At 70.0% G+C, this 17,862-nt stretch carries 15 protein-coding genes, 1 tRNA gene and 2 pseudogenes; 5 read left to right on the top strand and 13 right to left on the bottom strand.

The window, feature by feature from the left end; translation table 11 throughout:
• Positions 1 to 227: 227 nt before the first annotated feature.
• Positions 228 to 1,082, bottom strand: a complete 855-nt coding sequence (locus tag OG562_RS45685) for a LysR family transcriptional regulator (protein WP_266408839.1) — start codon at positions 1,080 to 1,082, stop codon at positions 228 to 230.
• Positions 1,083 to 1,153: 71 nt separating this feature from the next.
• Between OG562_RS45685 and OG562_RS45680 the strand changes: the two genes are divergently transcribed.
• Both OG562_RS45680 and OG562_RS45675 read left to right on the top strand, forming a co-directional pair.
• Positions 1,154 to 2,017 (top strand): PhzF family phenazine biosynthesis protein, encoded by an 864-nt coding sequence (locus tag OG562_RS45680; protein WP_266408837.1) that lies wholly within the window; start codon positions 1,154 to 1,156, stop codon positions 2,015 to 2,017.
• On the top strand, positions 2,014 to 3,048 hold the full coding sequence (locus OG562_RS45675; protein ID WP_266408835.1) for an ornithine cyclodeaminase family protein: 1,035 nt from the start codon (positions 2,014 to 2,016) through the stop codon (positions 3,046 to 3,048). Before OG562_RS45680 ends, OG562_RS45675 begins: the two co-directional genes overlap by 4 nt.
• A 93-nt stretch (positions 3,049 to 3,141) precedes the next feature.
• Here OG562_RS45675 and OG562_RS45670 read toward each other — a convergent pair.
• From OG562_RS45670 to OG562_RS45620, 11 genes and pseudogenes are all read right to left on the bottom strand, one after another.
• A pseudogene (locus tag OG562_RS45670) lies at positions 3,142 to 3,354 on the bottom strand (transposase family protein); the annotation flags it as partial.
• Between the two features lie 217 nt (positions 3,355 to 3,571).
• Positions 3,572 to 4,018: a hypothetical protein gene (locus tag OG562_RS45665; protein WP_266408833.1), complete on the bottom strand. Its 447-nt coding sequence runs from the start codon at positions 4,016 to 4,018 to the stop codon at positions 3,572 to 3,574.
• A 128-nt stretch (positions 4,019 to 4,146) separates the two neighbouring features.
• Positions 4,147 to 5,067, bottom strand: a complete 921-nt coding sequence (locus OG562_RS45660; RefSeq protein ID WP_266408832.1) for an NADP-dependent oxidoreductase — start codon at positions 5,065 to 5,067, stop codon at positions 4,147 to 4,149.
• A 753-nt stretch (positions 5,068 to 5,820) separates the two neighbouring features.
• Complete coding sequence (locus OG562_RS45655; protein ID WP_266408830.1) at positions 5,821 to 8,286, bottom strand: DEAD/DEAH box helicase; 2,466 nt, start codon at positions 8,284 to 8,286, stop codon at positions 5,821 to 5,823.
• A gap of 179 nt (positions 8,287 to 8,465) precedes the next feature.
• The gene (locus tag OG562_RS45650) at positions 8,466 to 9,143 is read right to left on the bottom strand and encodes a restriction endonuclease (protein WP_266409866.1); all 678 of its coding nucleotides are present in this window, start codon (positions 9,141 to 9,143) and stop codon (positions 8,466 to 8,468) included.
• Between the two features lie 1,027 nt (positions 9,144 to 10,170).
• Positions 10,171 to 10,244 (bottom strand) — tRNA-Met (locus OG562_RS45645).
• Between the two features lie 62 nt (positions 10,245 to 10,306).
• Entirely contained in the window at positions 10,307 to 10,879 is a 573-nt protein-coding gene (locus OG562_RS45640; RefSeq protein WP_266408828.1) for a transcriptional regulator, read from the bottom strand.
• Positions 10,879 to 12,441 (bottom strand): helix-turn-helix transcriptional regulator, encoded by a 1,563-nt coding sequence (locus OG562_RS45635; protein ID WP_266408825.1) that lies wholly within the window; start codon positions 12,439 to 12,441, stop codon positions 10,879 to 10,881. The genes OG562_RS45640 and OG562_RS45635 overlap by 1 nt, the downstream gene beginning before the upstream one ends.
• A complete protein-coding gene (locus OG562_RS45630; protein WP_266408823.1) occupies positions 12,438 to 12,725 on the bottom strand; it encodes a helix-turn-helix domain-containing protein in 288 nt (95 codons plus the stop codon). The genes OG562_RS45635 and OG562_RS45630 overlap by 4 nt, the downstream gene beginning before the upstream one ends.
• A gap of 114 nt (positions 12,726 to 12,839) precedes the next feature.
• Entirely contained in the window at positions 12,840 to 13,241 is a 402-nt protein-coding gene (locus tag OG562_RS45625) for a hypothetical protein (RefSeq protein WP_266408821.1), read from the bottom strand.
• A 175-nt stretch (positions 13,242 to 13,416) separates the two neighbouring features.
• Positions 13,417 to 14,406: pseudogene (locus tag OG562_RS45620) on the bottom strand (UvrD-helicase domain-containing protein); the annotation flags it as partial.
• 365 nt (positions 14,407 to 14,771) lie between these two features.
• Here OG562_RS45620 and OG562_RS45615 point away from each other — a divergent pair.
• Both OG562_RS45615 and OG562_RS45610 read left to right on the top strand, forming a co-directional pair.
• Positions 14,772 to 14,924: a hypothetical protein gene (locus OG562_RS45615; RefSeq protein WP_266408819.1), complete on the top strand. Its 153-nt coding sequence runs from the start codon at positions 14,772 to 14,774 to the stop codon at positions 14,922 to 14,924.
• Between the two features lie 638 nt (positions 14,925 to 15,562).
• The gene (locus tag OG562_RS45610) at positions 15,563 to 15,949 is read left to right on the top strand and encodes a hypothetical protein (RefSeq protein ID WP_266408816.1); all 387 of its coding nucleotides are present in this window, start codon (positions 15,563 to 15,565) and stop codon (positions 15,947 to 15,949) included.
• 177 nt (positions 15,950 to 16,126) lie between these two features.
• Here OG562_RS45610 and OG562_RS45605 read toward each other — a convergent pair whose 3' ends face one another.
• On the bottom strand, positions 16,127 to 17,275 hold the full coding sequence (locus OG562_RS45605; RefSeq protein ID WP_266408813.1) for a hypothetical protein: 1,149 nt from the start codon (positions 17,273 to 17,275) through the stop codon (positions 16,127 to 16,129).
• Between OG562_RS45605 and OG562_RS45600 the strand changes: the two genes are divergently transcribed.
• A complete protein-coding gene (locus tag OG562_RS45600) occupies positions 17,268 to 17,774 on the top strand; it encodes a hypothetical protein (protein WP_266408810.1) in 507 nt (168 codons plus the stop codon). The two genes, OG562_RS45605 and OG562_RS45600, sit on opposite strands and share 8 nt — an antisense overlap.
• Positions 17,775 to 17,862 lie beyond the last annotated feature (88 nt).

The following is a 17,862-nucleotide window of genomic DNA, read 5'->3' as shown; positions in this document are numbered from 1 at the left end:
GTCGGCCATGACCAATTGAACTGGTTTTTTCTCGAATGGGACCGACAGCCCTGCCGGCGCATGGCGAGAGAATGGATTCAAACGCGAGGCCGGCGAGCGTAAGCAATTACGGCCTATCCGGACGGCGGTGGGACTCACATTCATCTCGCCTACGTTTCGTTCGTGGGCGGCGACGGGGGCGGACCGTCTTGTCTTCCCACTGCCGGACCTGGCGTCGGTTTCGTCCTTCAGCCTGTCGACGCCGCGAGGTCGGTCAGTCGCCTCAGGAGGTTCTCCACGGCATCGAGGAGCGGGTCGCCGTCTGTCCCGGTGTGACGGGTCAGGGCGATCTCGACCTCTGGGAGGGCAGGAAGCCCATCGGTCGCCGTCCCCGGTTCCACGTTCGCCGGGAGCAGCGCGGTGGCGCCGAGGCCGGCACGCACGGCGGCTTGTACTGCGCCCAGAGCCGTGCTCTCGAAGACGACGTCCCATCGGATCCCCGCGGCTTCCAGGGCGTCGAACACGGGAATCCGCCAGCGGCACGGCTGGGAGAAGAGCACGAGCGGCAGTGGGTCCCGGCGCATGTCCAAGGTCCGCGCAGCCGACCAAGCCAGCGGGAGGCGTGCCGTCCAGCGAGGCGCCTCGGCCAGGTAGAAGGGGTCGCACAGGGCCAGCTGGATCCGCCCCTCGGCGAGGGACTGCTTCATCAGGGGTCCGGGGCCTGTCACCAGTTCCAGCTTGGCGCCCGGGTGGAGGCCGCTGAAATCGCTCAGCGCCTCGACCAGCGACGGCGTCACGAAGTCCTCCATCAACCCCACACCGCAGCGTCCGGTGACGACCGGGCCGGCCGCCGCGAGCCCCTGCGCGCAGAGAGCGAGGATCCGCTCGGCGTAGGGCAGGAAGATCTCTCCGGACTTGGTCAGGGACACGCCGGTCGTCCCTCGGTGCAGCAGCCGCTGGCCCACGGTGCGTTCGAGCCTGCGGAGCTGGTTGCTGAGAGCGGGCTGGCTGTGGCCGAGGGCCGCGGCGGCCCGGCTGATGCTTCCGGACCGCACGGAGCTGACGAATGCGCGCAGCAGTGCCGTTTCGAGATCGGGGGCCATAACGACATGCTATGCCCCCTCTGTTCAGGGGGAGGGTTCCGCTCGTTTCAGCCCATCGGTAGCGTCGGCCCATGCACTACTTTCATGTCGACGTCTTCAGCGGAACGCCTTTCAGCGGGAACAGTCTTGCTGTTTTTCCCGGTGCAGCAGGCCTGAACGGATCCCAAATGCAGCGGATCACCGAGGAAATGCGTCACTTCGAATCCATCTTCCTGGATCAGAAGGAGGAGGCGGGCGACGCATGGCGGGCACGGGTGTTCGATCTCAGTGAGGAGCTGGATTTCGCCGGACATCCGGTCATCGGGGCGGCAAGCGTTCTGCATGCCATGGCGGGCGGCGACACCAGCCGTACATGGACGCTCGAGCTGAAGGCGCGCACGGTGGAGGTCGTCACCGAGCGCCGTGACCGCGGCAGGTACGCGAGCGTTCTCGACCAGGGCCCTCCCCAATTCCTCGGACGGCCCGTGCTGAAAGACCTGGCCTCCTGGTTCCGCCTGGACGAGGAGGACCTGCACGCCGAACTGCGTCCCGAGGTCGTCTCGACCGGGCTGCACTATTTGATCGTTCCCGTACGGACGGGAGCGCTGAAGCGGGCCAGGATCCCGTCCGACATCGCAGGACCGCTGGCCCGGGTCGGAGCGCAGTTCGCCTACCTTCTGGACGCCGACGCCCTGGAAGGACGGCACTGGAACAACGACGGCGTCGTCGAGGATGTGGCCACCGGCAGCGCGGCAGGGTGTGTGGCCGCCTACCTCCGCCGGCACGGACGGCTCGGGGACGGCGACCAACAGGTGCTGCGCCAGGGCCAGTTCTGCGGCCGCCCCAGCGAAATGACGATCAGCGCCCACGGCGGTCCGCAGGACATCGCCTCCGTGCGGGTCGGCGGAGAGGTCGCCGTCGTCGCCCAGGGGCGCCTCGAAGGGCTGCCGCAGTGATCGGCGGACCCGCCTACTTCGGGCCGCAGGAGATCCGCAGCACGGTCGGCTACGGGGACGTGCTGGAGCCCGTCGCTGCCGCCCTGCGCGACTACAGCCGAGGGCTCGGGGACGCACCGGTGGCCGTGTTCGCCCCTGCCGGTCCCGACGGCGACGTCCACGTGAAGTCGGCGTGGCTGCCCGGCCGGCAGGTCTTCACCGTCAAGGTCGCCTCGTGGTTCCTCGAGCGTGCACGTCGCGCAGGAACGCCCGGGAGCGGCGTCGTCGCCGTCTTCGACGCGGCGACCGGTGACCTGCGGGCGCTCCTGGACGACGAGCACCACCTCTCGGACGTGCGGACGGCCGCCGCGGGAGCCCTCGCCGCGCGGATGATGGCGCGGCGCGACTCCCGCGTCCTGGGGGTCATCGGCACCGGCGCTCAGGCCTACCTCCAGACGCTGGCCGTGGCCGACGAACTCCCGCTGCGCGAGGTACGCGTGTGGGGACGGCGCGCGTCCCACGTCCAGTCGCTCGCCGCCGCGTTGCATGCCAGGCGGCCGGATCTGCGCGTCATCGGCGTGGACAGCGCCCAGGCCGCGTTCGACGGCGCCGACGTAGTGGTGACGGCGACCTCCAGCACCGAACCGCTGGTGCGCGCGTCATGGCTGACACCCGGGGTGCACATCAACGCGGTGGGCGCCGACGATCCGACGAAGGCGGAGCTGACCTCCGACAGCCTGAGGCGGGCGGACCGGATCGTGGTCGACAGCCGTGAACTCACCGCCGTCCACGGCGATCTGTCACGGCTTGCGGAAGAGGACCGCCGGGTCGACGCGGAGCTCGGTGAGGTCCTCGCCGGATCGGCACCCGGCCGGGAGAACGACGAGGAGATCACCATCTGCAAGCTCATCGGCCTCGGCGTCCAGGATCTGGCCGCCGCGGAGGTGGCTCTCGACATGCTCGGCGCACCCCGGCGTTCCACACAGATTCCTGCGCACGCGCGGGAGGTGCATCGGCAGACGGCGGAGGCGGGCACGCCAGAGGTCGCTTGAAGTCCTGCCGGCGAACTCAACGCGGCCTCCTGGCCGGACAGGTGGGAAGCCGCAGGTCTGGTGTCCTGGCACAGCGAAGACGCGGGCAGCCAGCAGTGGACGGATCTCATGGACGGCCCGGGTGATCGTTGAGCGGTCCACGCCGTAGAGAACAGCCAGAGCTGTATGAGGAAGCTGGAACCGCAGGACGATCAGGGTGGCGATGATCCGGTCGGCGAACACCCACTGATGGTTCGGGCCGGCTCCGACTGCCCTCAGACGCCCGCGACCCCTGCGGTTGTGCAGTCGACCCTCCTCGGACGCCATCCACGCATGAGCCGACTCGCCGATCAGCGCGCCGAGTCGACGGTGCTGAAGTCCGGTGAAGACGGGATGGGACAAGGGCCCTGCGGCCAAGGTATTGCGTCATATGAACACCCAACCCGCACGGCCCCCTTCACGTCACGGCGCACCCGCTGCGACTGCCGCGCAACATGACGTCGATCTGCACTCCATCGCTTGCGGTTGCGGCGATGCGGGCGGCTCAGGAGGTGTCGAGCGCGCCCACGGCCGCACGGATGTGGGCCGGCCCGAGACGCGGCCGCTCTCCGGCGCACCACCAGGAGAGCTGCCCCTCCGCCTCGCGCGCATGCATGCCCAGGTTGTGTTCGACGCACAGGGGCCACGCCTGCCACAGACGCTCAGCGACGGTATCCTGCGCGGCGTCGGCGACGATCGCCAAGGCATGAGCAGGGTCTTCGGCCACCTTTGGGTACAGGTGACCGCCGTGCCACTCGCCACTGGCCAGCGCAACGTAGACATACTCCGGCTCGCCCGCCTCGTAGGAAGGCTGGGCCACCAGTTGCAGGGGCCCCTGCCCAGGAAGAGTCACTGCCAAGTCCCGGTTGAGGAGCGCAAGAGCCTCGTCCCACAAGGGGTACTCGCCCAGCGAGACGCGACGGAGCCCGGGACTGTCGAAGAGAGCATGCATAGGGCCATCCTCCACTACGGACGGCCGACCCCAATCGCGCACCAGGTCGTAAGGGGGACACACCTCCCCCCTCCACCGACAACGTCGACCGGCTTGCAGCACGGCACGCCCTTGTCGCCTGCATTCATCTACGGAATCAGAACGATCTTCCCTGTGGTTCGACCCTCCTCGCCCAGGCGGTGGGCGTCGATCACCCGTTCAAGAGGAAATGTGCGATCGATGTGGACCGTGATCCGACCTCCTTCGGCGAGAGAAGCCAGGGTTTCCAGGTCGGCCCGATCAGGTTCCACCAGCATGAAGTCGGCTCGGAGACCGTTCTGCGCGGCCCATTGAACCGTGTCCGCATCGGCGCCGTTGAGTGCGACGACTCGGCCACCGGGCACCAACACCTCAGCCAGGTCCCGGATCTGCCCAGCGATGGTAGCCAGAAGGACATCGACGTCTCTCACCTGGGAGCTCACTTCAGAGCTCCTGTAGTCGATGACCTCATCGGCGCCAAGGCCCCTTACGAAGTCGTGCTTTGCTCCGCTAGCGGTCGCGATGACGTAGGCACCGTGAGCCTTGGCGATCTGAACGGCGAGGTGGCCGACGCCTCCCGCCGCGGCCGGAATGAGTACCCGCTCTCCGACAGCGGCCCCAGCCACCGCCACCAGCGCCTGCCAAGCGGCAAGACCCGCCAGGGGAAGGCCCGCCGCTTGGACATGGCTCATGCCGGGCGGCTTGAGAACAAGGTGTCTCGACGGAGCGGTCACGAACTCCGCGTACGCTCCTGCCTCGGCCGGAAACCGTGGCATTCCAAAGACCTCGTCTCCCGGCCTGAAGCGCGTCACACCGGCTCCGACGGCCGCCACCACTCCTGAGACGTCCCAGCCGACAGAGAAGGGCGGTTCGCCCAAGCCTCCCCCGGTGCGCACCTTCCAGTCGACCGGATTCACGCCGGCGGCCTTTACCTCGACCAGGACCTCTGCCGGTCCAGGTTGCGGCACATCAACCTCGACAACCTCGAGAACATCCGGACCGCCCAACCTGCTCTGCATTACTCGGCGCATGTATCCATCGATATCAGGCCGACACCGCGGACATGTGAGTAGCGCATACTCAACATCCGCCTCCGCCAGTCCTTCAGATTCATGCCGATCCCAGGAAGAACACTCCCGCCGGAAGCGTCCAAGGCCGCCAGACGCGTTGCGTCTCCGGCGATGGAACCCGCTGTCCTGCGGGTTTACTTCCGGACGAGCGGTGACTACTCAGGTGCGCTGAGGATCCCGACCACAGGATGAGCGCGTTGACCGAACGGGCCAGGGGCGCCGTCGAGCCGGGGGCCGCGGGCGCGGCCGCGTGGAGAAGGACTCCCTCGTCCCGGACCGATACAGCTGGCCCGGCTCTGGTCAGCCCCCAGGAAGGCCACACGCTTGGCCTTGGCACCGCCGCAGGGCCGACACTCCCCCGCAGCCAGGACCCGCCAGGCCAGCGCATACCCTTCGCCTGAGCCGGCGCAGCAGTAAAGAAATCCCGCACTGATCACTACATTCTGAAATGGTCACTAGATTTGCACCTCAGGACCTCCCCCCACGTCCGAAGCTGCATAGAAACCACAGCTCAGGGACCCGAAGCCTCACAGCAAGGAATCCTGAATGATCACTAGATTCCCAGGCCAGGCCCATCGCTCACTCAGTGATCATTAGCGGATTTGTCAGATAGACGGCCAGAACGCCCATCATGGACCCCGCCTGCGCAGCGTTCCCTTGGTTTCCGCCACGCTCTGCAACAAGACCCATGCCATGACACCGCTCCCCAGCCGATCACGCGGGGCAGCACGAAGTACGAGGACTGGCGACCGAGTTGAGCTCGGCGGCCGGTCCTCGCCCGTTCTCGGGCTCGGTGGTGCCAGGAGCGGAGATTGCCTCGATGCCGTGCTCGGCGAGGGTCGCGGTCAGCATCTGCGTCTGGCCGGGCGGGAGTTGCCCGGCGTTCAGCCTGGTGCGGGCCTTGGCGAGCCAGGGGCCGATCATGACGCGTTCACCGTCGACCTCCATCCACTCGCGGGCGCCGGGGGTGCGTCCCCAGCGCTCGACGAACAGGCCGAGGATCCGCACGGTCTGGGCGAAGGTGCGCCGCCTCGGGGCGCCGGTGCTGGGGGGAGCCTGGCCGGGGGTGAGGCCGATCCGGGTGAGCAGGTCGCGCTGCCCGGGGGCGAGTTGGGTCCAGGTGGTGAATTGGCGGTGCAGCCAGCTGCCGGCCTTCACCGTTGCGATGACCGTGTCGCGGGTCAGGGTGGCGGGGTGGGCGCCGGCTTCAATGTGGCGGCGGATGACGTGGTACTTGCGGTGCCAGTCGGGGCCGTGCGGGAGTTTCCAGTCCGGGTCAAGGGCGGTGAGTTCGGCGTCGCGGGCGGGGGCGAGACGGCCGTTGCGGGCGGCGGTGCGCTGGTCGGCGAGGAACTGGCCACCGGGCTGGTGGGCGGGGACGGCGAGGTGGCCGTGCTCGGCGTGGAAGGCCTCGACGGTGGCCATGTGACCCTGCCAGAGGGCCTCGTGCTCGTCCCAGACCATGCCGAGCGCCTCCAGCTCGGCGATCCACGCCGCATCGAGGGCGCCCGCGCGGCAGGCGGTGCGCTGGCCTGTGATGAAGGAGCCCAGCCGATAGCCGTAGGCGTCCTCGTAGTCGGCGGGCACCCGCAGGTGGCCGTGTTCGGCGTGGTAGCGGATGGCGGCGGCGAGACCGGCGCGGCGGGGGGCGGACAGGACGGCGCCGCTGGAGGGCCACACCAGCAGGTCGAGGGCGCGGGCGATCGCCGAAGGGTCGAGGGTGTGGTCGAAGCGGAAGCGGCGGGTGATGTAGGTGTGGGAGTCGCGGGCGGGGTGCTGGTTCTTGGCCCGTGGGGCGCGGGCGGCGATGGTCTGGTCGTGGTGGCGCAGGGCGGCGGTGACCAGCCAGAGAGCCTCGTAGGGGGTGCCGAGGAGGTCGGTGGGGTCCGCGCCGGGCGGGATGTAGGCGGGGATGACGAGGCTGGCCGTCTTCGTCTTGAGGGTGGGGGGTTTGCGCAGGGCGCGGCCGAGGGCTTGGACGATGCGGCGGACGCTGGCGGTGCGGTCGGCGAAGACGACTCCGTCGACGGCCGGCAGGTCGACGCCTTCGCCGAGGATCTTGGCGTTGGCCAGTACTCCCCGTTCGGCGTCGGTGAAGCGGGCGATGATGTCGGCGCGCCGGTGGGAGCTGTGGGTGCCGTCGATGGACTGCACGACGGTCTCGCCCGCCCAGTCGGGGCGCAGTTCGTCGGGGAGGGTGCGCAGGGTGTGGGCGAACTGGCGGGCGAAGTCGGCGGCGTCGGCGATCTGCTGGAAGTAGACGAACACGTGCCGCAGGTCCTGCTCGCGCATGGCTTTGAGGATGGCCAGGTGCAGGGCGGTGGTGCGGCGCGCGGTGGGCCCGGCTTGCGGATCGGTGAGCGCGGTGCGCAGTTCGGTGTCGGTGACGGTGGGGACGACGAGCTGGTAGTCGGCCAGGACGCCGTCGTCGATGGCGTCGGCGTGGGAGTAGGTGTGCAGGCGGGGACCGAAGATCTTCGGTTGGTCCATGGTCGCCAGCAGGGCCGGGTCGTCCCAGGCGGGTGCGGTGGCGGTGGTGCGCTTGGGTTGCGCCCTGGTGGTGGGGGGCTCGGTCAGGCGGGGGGCTTCCCACACGTACGGGGTGGCGGTGAGGTAGAGGCGTCGCTCGGCAGGGATGCGCTCGTTGTCGTGCAGCGCGGTCCACTTCTTCTCCCAGGTGCCGGCCGTGGCGTGGGCTTCGTCCACGATCAGCAGGCCGAAGAGGGGGGCGGGGAAGATTGCGGAGTGCTGGGCCTCTTCGATCTTGGACAGCGAGTCGTAGGTGAAGAACACCGTCGCCTTGGGGTGGCGGCCGAGCCAGTGGGCCAGGTACTCCCCCGCGTTGGCCGAGTCGACCTCGGCCTCGGCGAGGAGCGGGTGGGAGGCGGCGCGCAGCGAGGAGACGATGATCATCGGCTCGCGGCGGCCGTCCGCGCGGGCGGCCGCCGCCCATTGCACGACCAGGTCCAGGCTGGGCACCGCCACCGCCAGGTGCCGCACGCCGAGTTCCTCGGCTACGCGCAGTGCGAAGAGAGTCTTGCCGGTGCCGCAGGCCGAGACGGCGTGCCCGCGGGTGCGCGGGCGGCGCAGGTGGCGGACCGTGTTGGCGAGGCCCTCCTGCTGGTCCGTGCGCAGGACCAGACGCCCGGTGTGTTCTGCGGCGGTGGGGCTGGCGGTCATCGCGCGGTTCCTCGGTATACGTGAGGGGCTGGCTCGCTTCATTCTCGCGTACAGCAGGGGCGCGGCGCAGTGTCTCTGCTCTGGCGGGGGCGCGCTGAGAGCCGTGCGCGCCCTGTGATCGGTGTCGTCGGTTGCGGATAGTGGGCGATTGCTCGGGGTCGGGCTTTCTCCGCTTGGTTTCAGGCAGCCCGGCGGAAGGCTGTCTTGCGTGCCGTGGGCAGGCGCAGAAGGTCTTGCAGGGGTGTGCCGTGTTCGGCCCACCGGCGCAGGCGGTCCCGGTCGACCCAGTGCACCTGGTGGCGTTCGCCCCATGTTTCGGCGTCCCGGGTGAAGGAGCCGTTGGTGACCACGACTGCGGTATCGGCCCCGTGGACGGGGCCTGCGGTTCCTTTGACCTGGTACATCACGGATGAGCCGACCTTGCCGGCGACGGTGGTGTGCTTGGCCTGCAGGACGATCCTGCCGCGTTGGCGGTCTTCGCCGATGACGTCTGCGGCCTGGTCTCCTCGTCGGCCGACCTGCCGTGCGTTCCAGCCGTCCCGGAGGAGCAGGTCACGCAGTGCGAATTCGAAGGCCCGGTCATCCATGGCATCGAGTTGCGCGAGCGTGATCCGGAGCCGGGCCAGCGTCTCGGCCCGCACCTTCCGGGCCCGTACTTCACGGATGAACCGCCAGGCTGCGTAGCCGAGGGCGAGGGCTGCGAGGAGGGCGAGCCATGGCCAGATGCGGACGGCTGCCTGCCACGTGGCTGTGGCGATCTTGGCCAGCAGCCAGAGTGCGGCGCAGGCTACGGCCGCGGCGGCGGCCTGTTCCCTGGCGCCTCGGGGCGGGCGCAGCGGGGGCGAGCGGCGGGGCATCAGCGGCCCACGCTTGCTGACACTGATGGTGTAGGGGTTTGCGGCGTTGCCGGGGATGCCTCTCCGAAGCCGATGAGCTGGCTCCATAGCCACACCACCGCAATCAGCCCTGCGATCGACCAGCCGCTCAGCTTCTTTGCGCTGGGGCCGGGCGCGCCGGCAGAAGGGGGCGAAACGGCCGGCTTGTTCGAGTCCTCCGCGCCCGCCAGCGGCACTTGCCCGCACCACGGCGAGATCAATGGTGAGCGGCCGCACCGCGCGCCGGGTGACCTCACGGCAATCGACGTCGGCGGCGCCGGCCGGAAGCCGCCGTACCGCCGAACGCAGCCGTGCGGGCAGCGAGGCGAGGGCGACGGGCTCGTCGACGGGCAGCTCCAGAAGAGTCTGCAGCGCATCGAGACTGTCCAGACGGGCCGCTGAGACGCGGGCGCGGCGTGCGCATCCTTCCTCGTCAAGGCGGTAGAACAGCAGCGCCTGGCTGCCCATCAGCTGGAGCGAGACAGACAGCGCGGCAGGATCCAGCACGGCCGCAGAGGCTGCGCGAACCGACGTGCCCACCGACGGGCTGGCCAAGGTCACCATGGCGTTCGCCCTGCCTCATCCGACTTCGGCCGCACCCGGCGGCCCCGACTATCCCACCCGATGGGGCACGGCCGTCCCGTCCAAACGTTCCGAAATCCCGCCCGCTCCCTGCCACAGCGCCATGTCGCCGACCGCACGGTAGAACTACCGCTTCCCTCACCGAGCCGCCGTGCCGTGCGGGACCTGCGCCGTGGCCCACCTCTCCCAGCGCGGACCGCGCACATGCCAACCCTGCACTGTGCGCAGACACCAGCCACTGCGGTCCGCGCACCGTCACCGAGGACTCCTCTGTTCGCCGTAGAGAGTCCAGCAGAACGGCCTGAGATCGATCACCTCGGGCAGGCAGCAAGGGCGGCCTGGCCTCCTGCCGGGCAGAAGCCAGACGTGAGAGCGTGCCAGGAACGCGAAAGAGCCCGGATCGCGGGGATCCGGGCATCTTCGGCAGTAGCGGGGACAGGATTTGAACCTGCGACCTCTGGGTTATGAGCCCAGCGAGCTACCGAGCTGCTCCACCCCGCGTCGGTGTCCCCCCGCCGTACGCCATCACAGCAGGCGCCGAAGACCACTTTTCGGCGCGGGCTCTATGCGGCGAAGCCGACGTTGGTGACGTACTCGTACTGGCCCCACTGCGAGCCGAGGTCGACGATCGTGTCCTGCCACGCGGCGTCGAGGCCCTGATGGTCGCCGGCCGCCCAGGAGCCGACGATGCGGTCCCAGCGGCGCACGTTCATCGTCCGGTACTCCACCACCCGCTGCAGCGGCTGCGGCACCTGGGACTGGTTGAGCGGGTGGATCTCCACCCGGGTGCCGCGCCCGTCGCGGTTGAGGCGCCTGAGGAGATGGCGGGCGACGTAGTGACGGCGCACCGCCCGGTACACCTGGTCAATGCGTTTCAGGTTGGACTTGGAGGGGCGCCGGTCTTCCCCCAACCACGCCTTCAGCGTCCGGTGCGTCACCGTCAGCCCGGCGTCCTGGGCGGCCTTCAAGGTCTGGGCCGACTTCGTCAGGTAGTGCAGGCGCGCCGTCCAGCCGCGCTTGGCGGTCACGGGAGTGGCGATGCCGCCCGCGAGCTCGTCGAGCTTGCGCGCGACGGCGTCGCTGCCCTTGATGCCCCGGGCGCCGAACCTTCCGAAGTCGATGTTCTTCTCCGGCACTACTCCCCCTCGCCTGCATGCTCAGCGGCGTCGCTTCCGGCGGTGTACGTGTCCTTGACCTTGACCTCGGTAACACCGCGGCCTTCGGCGAAGACACGGCGCCAGTCACCGATGACGTGGAGTTCGTCGGTGCCCATCGCCCGGACGACGGCCAGGCCCTCGTCATGGGCCTTGAGCGCCTTGAGCCACAGATTGGCGAAGGCCTGGCTGCGGATGAGGTGCATCCAGTCCGGGCGGTAGAGCTCCCGGTTGTAGTTCGACTCGCCCATCGTGGAGACGAACTTCGAGTACATCGCCTTCACGTACTCCAGCGTCACCGTATCGCCCTGCTCGATCGCCGTGTCGCGGGCGTCCTTCAGCGCGATGCGGAACTTCTCGAGCAGGTTCTCCGTGGTCCCGGAGGTGTACGACTCGTGGATCTGAGGAGGCGCGCACAGCTGGTGCTTGGGGCCGGACAGGCGCAGCAGGAGGCGCAGCGTCGGCTCGGTGACCCACAGGGGACCGGGCTCGTCCCTCTGGCCGATCGGGTTGGGCAGCACCGCCTCGTGCCCCCACTCGGGCGGGGTGATCAGGTGGACTCCGGAGCGGCGGCGGTCATGGGCGAGGCCGGTGGAGTGCTCGAGCTGGCCCAGGGGGAGGTGCGTCTTGAGGGCGGAGAGGTAAGAGCCGTTGATGTCGAGCGCGGTCACCTCATGCCTGCCGGGCGGGAGTTCGTGACGGGTCCACTTGGGGCGGGCTTCCCAGATCTGGTCCGCGCCGCGCGCGGTCTGCTTCTTGAGGATGTCGGGGATCCAGGGGTGCGCGATCACGTCGTAGCGGGCGCCCTTGCGGGTCTCGTCCAGCAGTCGCATCGCGTCCGGGATCGCCCGCTTCAACAGTGCCGCCGTGGCTGCGTCGACGTCACCCCGGTGCTCGGCGAGCGCGCCCTGCACGGCCTCGCGGATCAGGTCGACCGGGCCGGACGGCTCCTGGAACGCGTGGCGGGCCGGGCCCTTGGAACGCTCCGTCGCACGCGCCGGACCTTTCGTGCGCGGCGGCGCTTTCGGGGTGTGCGCGGTGGGCTGTCCGGCTGGCGGGGCAGCTGGGGCTCCGGTGGCGGTGGGCTGGCAGTCGGCCGGGGCTAGGTGCTGAGCGAACCCCGCCACGCGTTGTCCGGCCGGACGGCCGCACAGCACACAGGGCTCGGGTACGACGAGCAGCTCCACGTCGTCCCCGTCCTCGTCCAGGCAGAGGTCCGGCGAAGACAAGGGGCTGGCGGTCGGGGCCGTGCCTGACGTGACGGGCTGCTCCGCAGCCGGCGCCGCCTCGGTCTCGGTCTCGGTGGCGAGCTTGGCGTTCAGTCCGTCCAGCAGGTAGGCGTATTTGGTGCGGATCTCGCCGGCCGGGTCCCGGCCGCTTTCCCATCCGCTGAGGGTCGACGGGCTCACGCCGAGCGCGCGTGCCACCTGCGCCTTGGACAGCCGAGCCCGCTCCCGCAGCTCGCGGCGCACGTGGCAGGGCGGGAGTTCGGCCTGCGGGCCGACGGCGTCGAGCAGCGAGTCGATCGCGTCGAAGTCGCTCACCGGCCCGTCCCCCTCGCTTCGGTCCGCACGGCACGGCGCCGGTCGGCGGGCAGCGCCTCGCACGCTCTGGTCGGACCCGCCAGGAGGTCCAGCGCGCCGATGCCGTAGTGCTCGGCCAGGGCGTCGACGTCGCGCAGGCTCCAGGAGACGGCGCCCGACTGACGGCGTGACACCTGTGTCTGCGTCAGTCCCAGCACCCCCGCAACCGACCGCTGCGATTCACCCGTCACCTGCATCAACGCGGCCACCGTCAGCCGCAGCGACTCCTCCAAGCGCAATCCCATGTCGCCATCTTACCTGAATTCATGCAACTTTCACATCTGAGTCAGCTTTTCACTATCGTTAATGCAGAAAAGCTTTCGTTCTGAGGGAGCTGAAGGTTCTCGGGCACGCGGGTGTCAGCGACCCATGCCGCCCCGATCACGCGGAAGCCGTCGGGCCGCGCGCCCGGCTTCCCGATTCGCCTGGCGCGCCTCTTCCACCGCACGATCGGACAGGCGCCGCGGGCACACGAGGTCGACGACACGGCGGCGCAGGGCCCGGCGCAGCCGGAGCCCGGGCGGTGGCGGCCGCCCTCGGCAGTGGCGGCGCACCGTACGCACTCCAGCGCCCAAGACCGCCGCGGCCACGGAGGCGTTGCCGGCGTAGTTGGCCGGGAGGAACGCCATCTGCGCCTGGCGGCCTGCCGGGAACCGGGCCGCGAACTCGGTATGCTCCTCCGGCCGGAGGAGGGCGTCGTGGCGTTGGCAGCGCGGCGTCTTCTTGTTGTTCCGGGCGATGCCCGGCGAGCTGATGTTCATAGCTCAAGAAGCCTGCCGGGGGCCGTCTGTGGACAGCGGGCGGCCATTGAGGGCTCTCGCACGTGCCGTCACCGACAGGGGGCAGCCGCCCGTCCCGGATCATTGCGATCCGTACGCTGCTCCCCCGTGCACCTTCCAGGCGGAGGCTCCGAACGCCCCGAACCCGCCCTGAGCATCACCGCGGTGGCTGAGGACCGGCCGATGCTCCTTCCGGATGCTCGTTGATCCAGGACAGGCCGCCGATGTCGAGGCGGCGCCGGGTACGGGTGACGGCTACGTAGGCCAAGCAGGCCTCCTTGTCGTCGGTCCGGCGGACGGTTCCCTGCTCCGTGTCGTCCGGCGGCCCGTCGGAGGGCGGGGTGAAGTCGTCGGCGATCTTCACCTGTGCCCATTCGCGGCCTTTGGCCTTGCGCGCGGTGGAGACGGCTACCTCGGACTGGTCTTCGGGCGCGAGATGGGCCACGGCGGCCAGGATGGCGTCCGCGCCGTGGGTGTCGACCAGGTCGACCAGGGGTTGCAGATCGCGGCCGGCGGGGTCGTAGGCGGCGTAGTCCTGCAGATCGCCCCAGGTGGTGAACGGCACCAGTTCGGGTGGGCGGTGCGGCGTCCTTCTTTGAGGTCGCGGGCGGCCAGGGCCAGAGCGCGCAGGCTGTCTCCTCCCCCGGCCAGCGCGACCCGGTGTCCGCCGGACAGCAGCTCCATGACCTGGGCCATGGCGCCGACGTTGGTACGGCGCAGGACCGCGTCGGGCCGGGTGACGGGGCCGAGTTCGGTGGGCACGGTGTTCGCCGGTGAGACGGATGGGGGCGTCGGCCAGGTGCAGCCAGCGGTTGGCTTCCTCGGCGAGGCGGGGGCCGAAGCGGAAGGACCGGGACAGGGCGAGCCGGGTGCCGTCGAAGCCGGACACGACGTCCTTGGCGCCGCGCCAGTGGTAGATGGCCTGGGCGGAGTCGCCGACCATGACCAGCTGGGCGTGGTCGCGTTGGGCGAGGAAGATCTGCTCGACGACGGGGTTGGTGTCCTGGGCCGCGTCGAGGAGCAGAAAGTCGGCGTCGATCTTCGGCCGGGTGAGGGCCCAGATCTTGAGGCAGCGGCCGTGGCCGAAGCGGACGGCGCCGTCGTCGTCGGGGCGCTGGAGGTCCAGCCAGGCCTTGCGGGCGAACGGGTGGAACCTTCGTCTCCTCGCGGGCCTGCGGCGACGCGCGCGCGGCGGCAGCGAGTCGCTGGCGTCTCGGCCGGCGCCGCCCGCCGACCGGCGCCTGTGGGGGCCGACCGAGGAGGAGGAACTCCTGGGCGCGGTCGACGACGCCATCTGCGACATCAGCGCCCCGCAGGCACGGGCGGTGGCAGAACTGCAGCGCCAGGGCATGCGGGCCCCGGACATGCCGCCCAGATCGGAACCGCCAGGAACCAGGTCGATCAGCAATGGTCGCGCGGCCGCCAGGCGATCCGCAGCGCCCCCGCGGTCAGCGATCGACTGCGGCCAGCGCACATCATGCCGCCCCGATCACGGCCCGAGGACAGTAGCTGATGGACAACAACGACGCCCGCCGGAGGACGACCACCAACACGGAGGACGCCGTGAGGAGCACCGCGTACGCCCGACTGCTGAAGCGCATGCAGGGGCCTGCCGACTACTGGGACCGCCCCGCCGGTGACTGGGAGGCGAGGTGTGCCGGCTGAAAGCCGCTGGACGCCTTCAACGGCTCCCGGAGCGAGGCCGAGGGTTCAGCGGCCACTCCGCCTGCCGTGCGGGAGGCTCTCGAACTGGCGGGCAGCGGCGACTCTGCCCGTCTCACTCCTTTCGACAACCGCTTCCCCTGGGGCAAACCCACGGGGCTCGAACTGCTGCGCCCCGGCGCCGGGGGGCGGGACGGTCTCGGAGCGCTTCGAGGGACGAACATGCCGCGTTCTTCCTGCGGAGCACAGAAGCGGATCCGCTGGGAAATGTGTTCCCGGTGGCGGCCGGCGGAATCTCCGTTGTCCGCGACATCGCCTTCGCCGGGGACCGGGAGGAACGTTGTCGGGAGAGCGCTCTAGGGCATGCCGTGATCCTTGTGAGCGGACACACCGAGACAGCGGTCATGCCCGGGGTCTGGCCCGCCGAGACATGCGTGTCGCGGGACGTCACGGCCGCCATACGGGCTTCGCCCGCCAGGTCCGCATCCAGGCTGTGGGATCCTCTCCTCGAGTGCTCCCGAACCCGGCCGGCCACCGTGTGGATGGTGGCTGTTCCCAGGGGCAGCAGCGTGTGGGCGTGTGATTCCGTGAGCGGGCCGATCGGAAGCCTGGCATCCGACGGGCCGGCACCGCCGGGGCGTGTGCTGCCGCTGGACGCGGACCTCGCCGCACTGTCCATGGACAGCCGCAATGCCGCCGATGCTCTCCTGACATGCACCGCAGAGGCAGTGAATGAAGACGGGCGGCTGACAGCCTCCGTGCTGCAGGGTCTGCATCCAGGCGAGCGTGAGGTGGTGTTCGCCTACACCGCGGCCGTCGGGCGCAGCTGGAAGGAGGCTGCGGCTGTCCTCGGAGTCCGCGACGCGGCGGCCGTCGGTGAACGGGTCCGCCGCAAGGTCAGGCGGCTGGCTGCAGAGCAGCGACGCCGGGCAGCTCAGCGGCGGGTGGAGTATCCAGGCACTCCCCCTGCGGATCCCGGTCCCAATGGGTTGAATCCACCTCTGGCGGCGATCCCCTCGGCACTCTGACAACAGCCATGGGTACGGGCTGGACCGATGATTCGAAGGCGCTATAGCGCACCGGCGTCTTGAGATCAGTGGTGATGACGCCGGATCGGCAACAGCTTCATAGGTGTTACAAGGGCCCGCCGTCGCCTGTGTCGTAGCGACCGGCAGTCCTTCGGCCTGCACGAGCTGGTGGGTGAGTTACTCGCCGATGCGTTGGAGACTGACGGCTCTTGGGTCGCCGGACGCGGCGAGGCCGTCGACGATGCGGCGCCATCGGCTCAGTGTGGCGGCGTCAGGAAGAGGTGTTTCGCGGAGTTCGGTCAGCCAGCGGATGACGTACCAGCAGTGGTTGGCGAAGGCGTCGTAGCGGCCGTCGATCACGTGCTCGAGCCACGTCAGGCCTGTGGCGCGCTGCCACATGGATGGGGTGGTGCGGGCGAAGCGGGCCACCGCGCCGGCGGCCATGGGCTCGCCGCGGGCCAGGTCGAGCCATCGTTCGGCGGCCTCGCCCAGAGCGTCGGGTGCGAGCCAGGCGCGGTTCACACGGTTGAGGGTTTCCTCGAACCGCGGGTCAGCGGTGCGCGGTTGCGGGGTCGGCAGGAGGGCTGCGACGGCGTAGTCGGCCCATCGGTGGCTTCCTTGGCGCAGGTCGGCGCCCGCATCGAGGGCGTCGAGCGTGGTGGTCGTGATCAGTGGCCAGACAGCGGGGAGCAGAGCGCGTAGCTGGGCGTCGTAGGTGCACAGGGTGACAGCATCGCTCAGCAGCTGCTGCAGGGCGTTGGCGTTGGCGGCGAACGACTGCAGGTGCGCGGTAAGGGAGTCGGTGCCGCCGTCGGCGGCGAGGGTGATCAGGGCGCGGACGGCAGGTTCGCGTTCGGGGCTGTTGTACCCGCCGTAGTCCTCGGTCATCCAGTGGTCGGCTCCGTTGCGGTGCGCGTCCGTCAATGCCGGGAGCAGGGCGTTGGCGTGCCGAGTCAGGCATGTGGTGTGGCGAGCGGCGGTGATGCAGGCGATCGGCGCTGCGAGCCGGTTCACGAGCAGGTCGGTGGGCGGGACGGCGGGCAGCGTGTCGGCGTGGGGAGGCGGGAGGAATTCCGGCTGGCGGTTTCCGGATCGCCAGGAGCCGAGGCGGCAGCCGCCGAGGCCGGCCTGGACGGCAGCCCACAGTGGCTGGTGACGTCGGCAGGGGCTGCCGTCGTCCGGCTCTTCCTCGCAGGGCGATTGCCACGCAGGGGCGCAGCCGTCGGCGAAGAGGGTGCGGACGCCGTCCGGCCACGCGGCCAGGGCGGTGACGGCCTGGCCACGCGGCCAGGGCGGTGACGGCCTGCTCGATGCGGTCTTGGGCAATGTCGAGGTGATCGACGGGGGCGAGGAGCAGGGAGGGAAGGGCTCGGGCGGCGGAGCCGGAGGCTGCCATCGGGTACACCACCCAGGTTTCGTCGTCGCTGTCGACAGGTGCGGTGGTGGGGGTGGCAAGGAGGGTGTCGGCGGCCCAGCGCAGGTCGTCGTCGGGGACGACGGCAGGTCCGCGCGCGTGGCTGATGACCGCAGCGGCTGCGACTGCGGCTGGGGCGTCCTGCGGGTGCAGGGGGCCGAACGGAGAAGGCGGGTCGGCGGCGATCTTTCGTGCGAGCTCGAGGTCGGTGAGGAGCGAGTCGGTCGGCCATTCCTCGGGCTGGATGTCGTGGTCGCCGTAGGTGTGCTGCAGGCGCAGCGCTTCGCTGCCGGCGGCCACTTGGGCTGCGCGCGGGGCGAAGCTGTCGGTGATGTCGGGGGGAGGCTTGTATTGCAGGACGACCTTGTCGCCGGCGGTTCGGCGGGCGGGGTGGTTCTCGGACCGCAGTAGCGACGCCCGCCCCTGGACTCTGGCGAGCTGGTCCGGGCCATGTAGAGGGCGGCGAAAGACTCCACGGCGGCATCCAGTTGTCCCGGGG

This window comes from Streptomyces sp. NBC_01275 (genome assembly GCF_026340655.1).
GTDB lineage: Bacteria > Actinomycetota > Actinomycetes > Streptomycetales > Streptomycetaceae > Streptomyces.
This window is presented reverse-complemented; position numbering and strand designations above follow the sequence as displayed.

What these genes read in the sequence shown, in the direction of transcription:
- OG562_RS45685 (WP_266408839.1), bottom strand. Translation starts at nt 1,082, where the DNA reads ATGGCCCCCGATCTCGAAACGGCACTGCTGCGCGCATTCGTCAGCTCC.
- OG562_RS45680 (WP_266408837.1), top strand. Translation starts at nt 1,154, where the DNA reads ATGCACTACTTTCATGTCGACGTCTTCAGCGGAACGCCTTTCAGCGGG.
- OG562_RS45665 (WP_266408833.1), bottom strand. Translation starts at nt 4,018, where the DNA reads ATGCATGCTCTCTTCGACAGTCCCGGGCTCCGTCGCGTCTCGCTGGGC.
- OG562_RS45660 (WP_266408832.1), bottom strand. Translation starts at nt 5,067, where the DNA reads ATGCGCCGAGTAATGCAGAGCAGGTTGGGCGGTCCGGATGTTCTCGAG.
- OG562_RS45655 (WP_266408830.1), bottom strand. Translation starts at nt 8,286, where the DNA reads ATGACCGCCAGCCCCACCGCCGCAGAACACACCGGGCGTCTGGTCCTG.
- OG562_RS45650 (WP_266409866.1), bottom strand. Translation starts at nt 9,143, where the DNA reads ATGCCCCGCCGCTCGCCCCCGCTGCGCCCGCCCCGAGGCGCCAGGGAA.
- OG562_RS45630 (WP_266408823.1), bottom strand. Translation starts at nt 12,725, where the DNA reads ATGGGATTGCGCTTGGAGGAGTCGCTGCGGCTGACGGTGGCCGCGTTG.
- OG562_RS45625 (WP_266408821.1), bottom strand. Translation starts at nt 13,241, where the DNA reads ATGAACATCAGCTCGCCGGGCATCGCCCGGAACAACAAGAAGACGCCG.
- OG562_RS45615 (WP_266408819.1), top strand. Translation starts at nt 14,772, where the DNA reads ATGGACAACAACGACGCCCGCCGGAGGACGACCACCAACACGGAGGAC.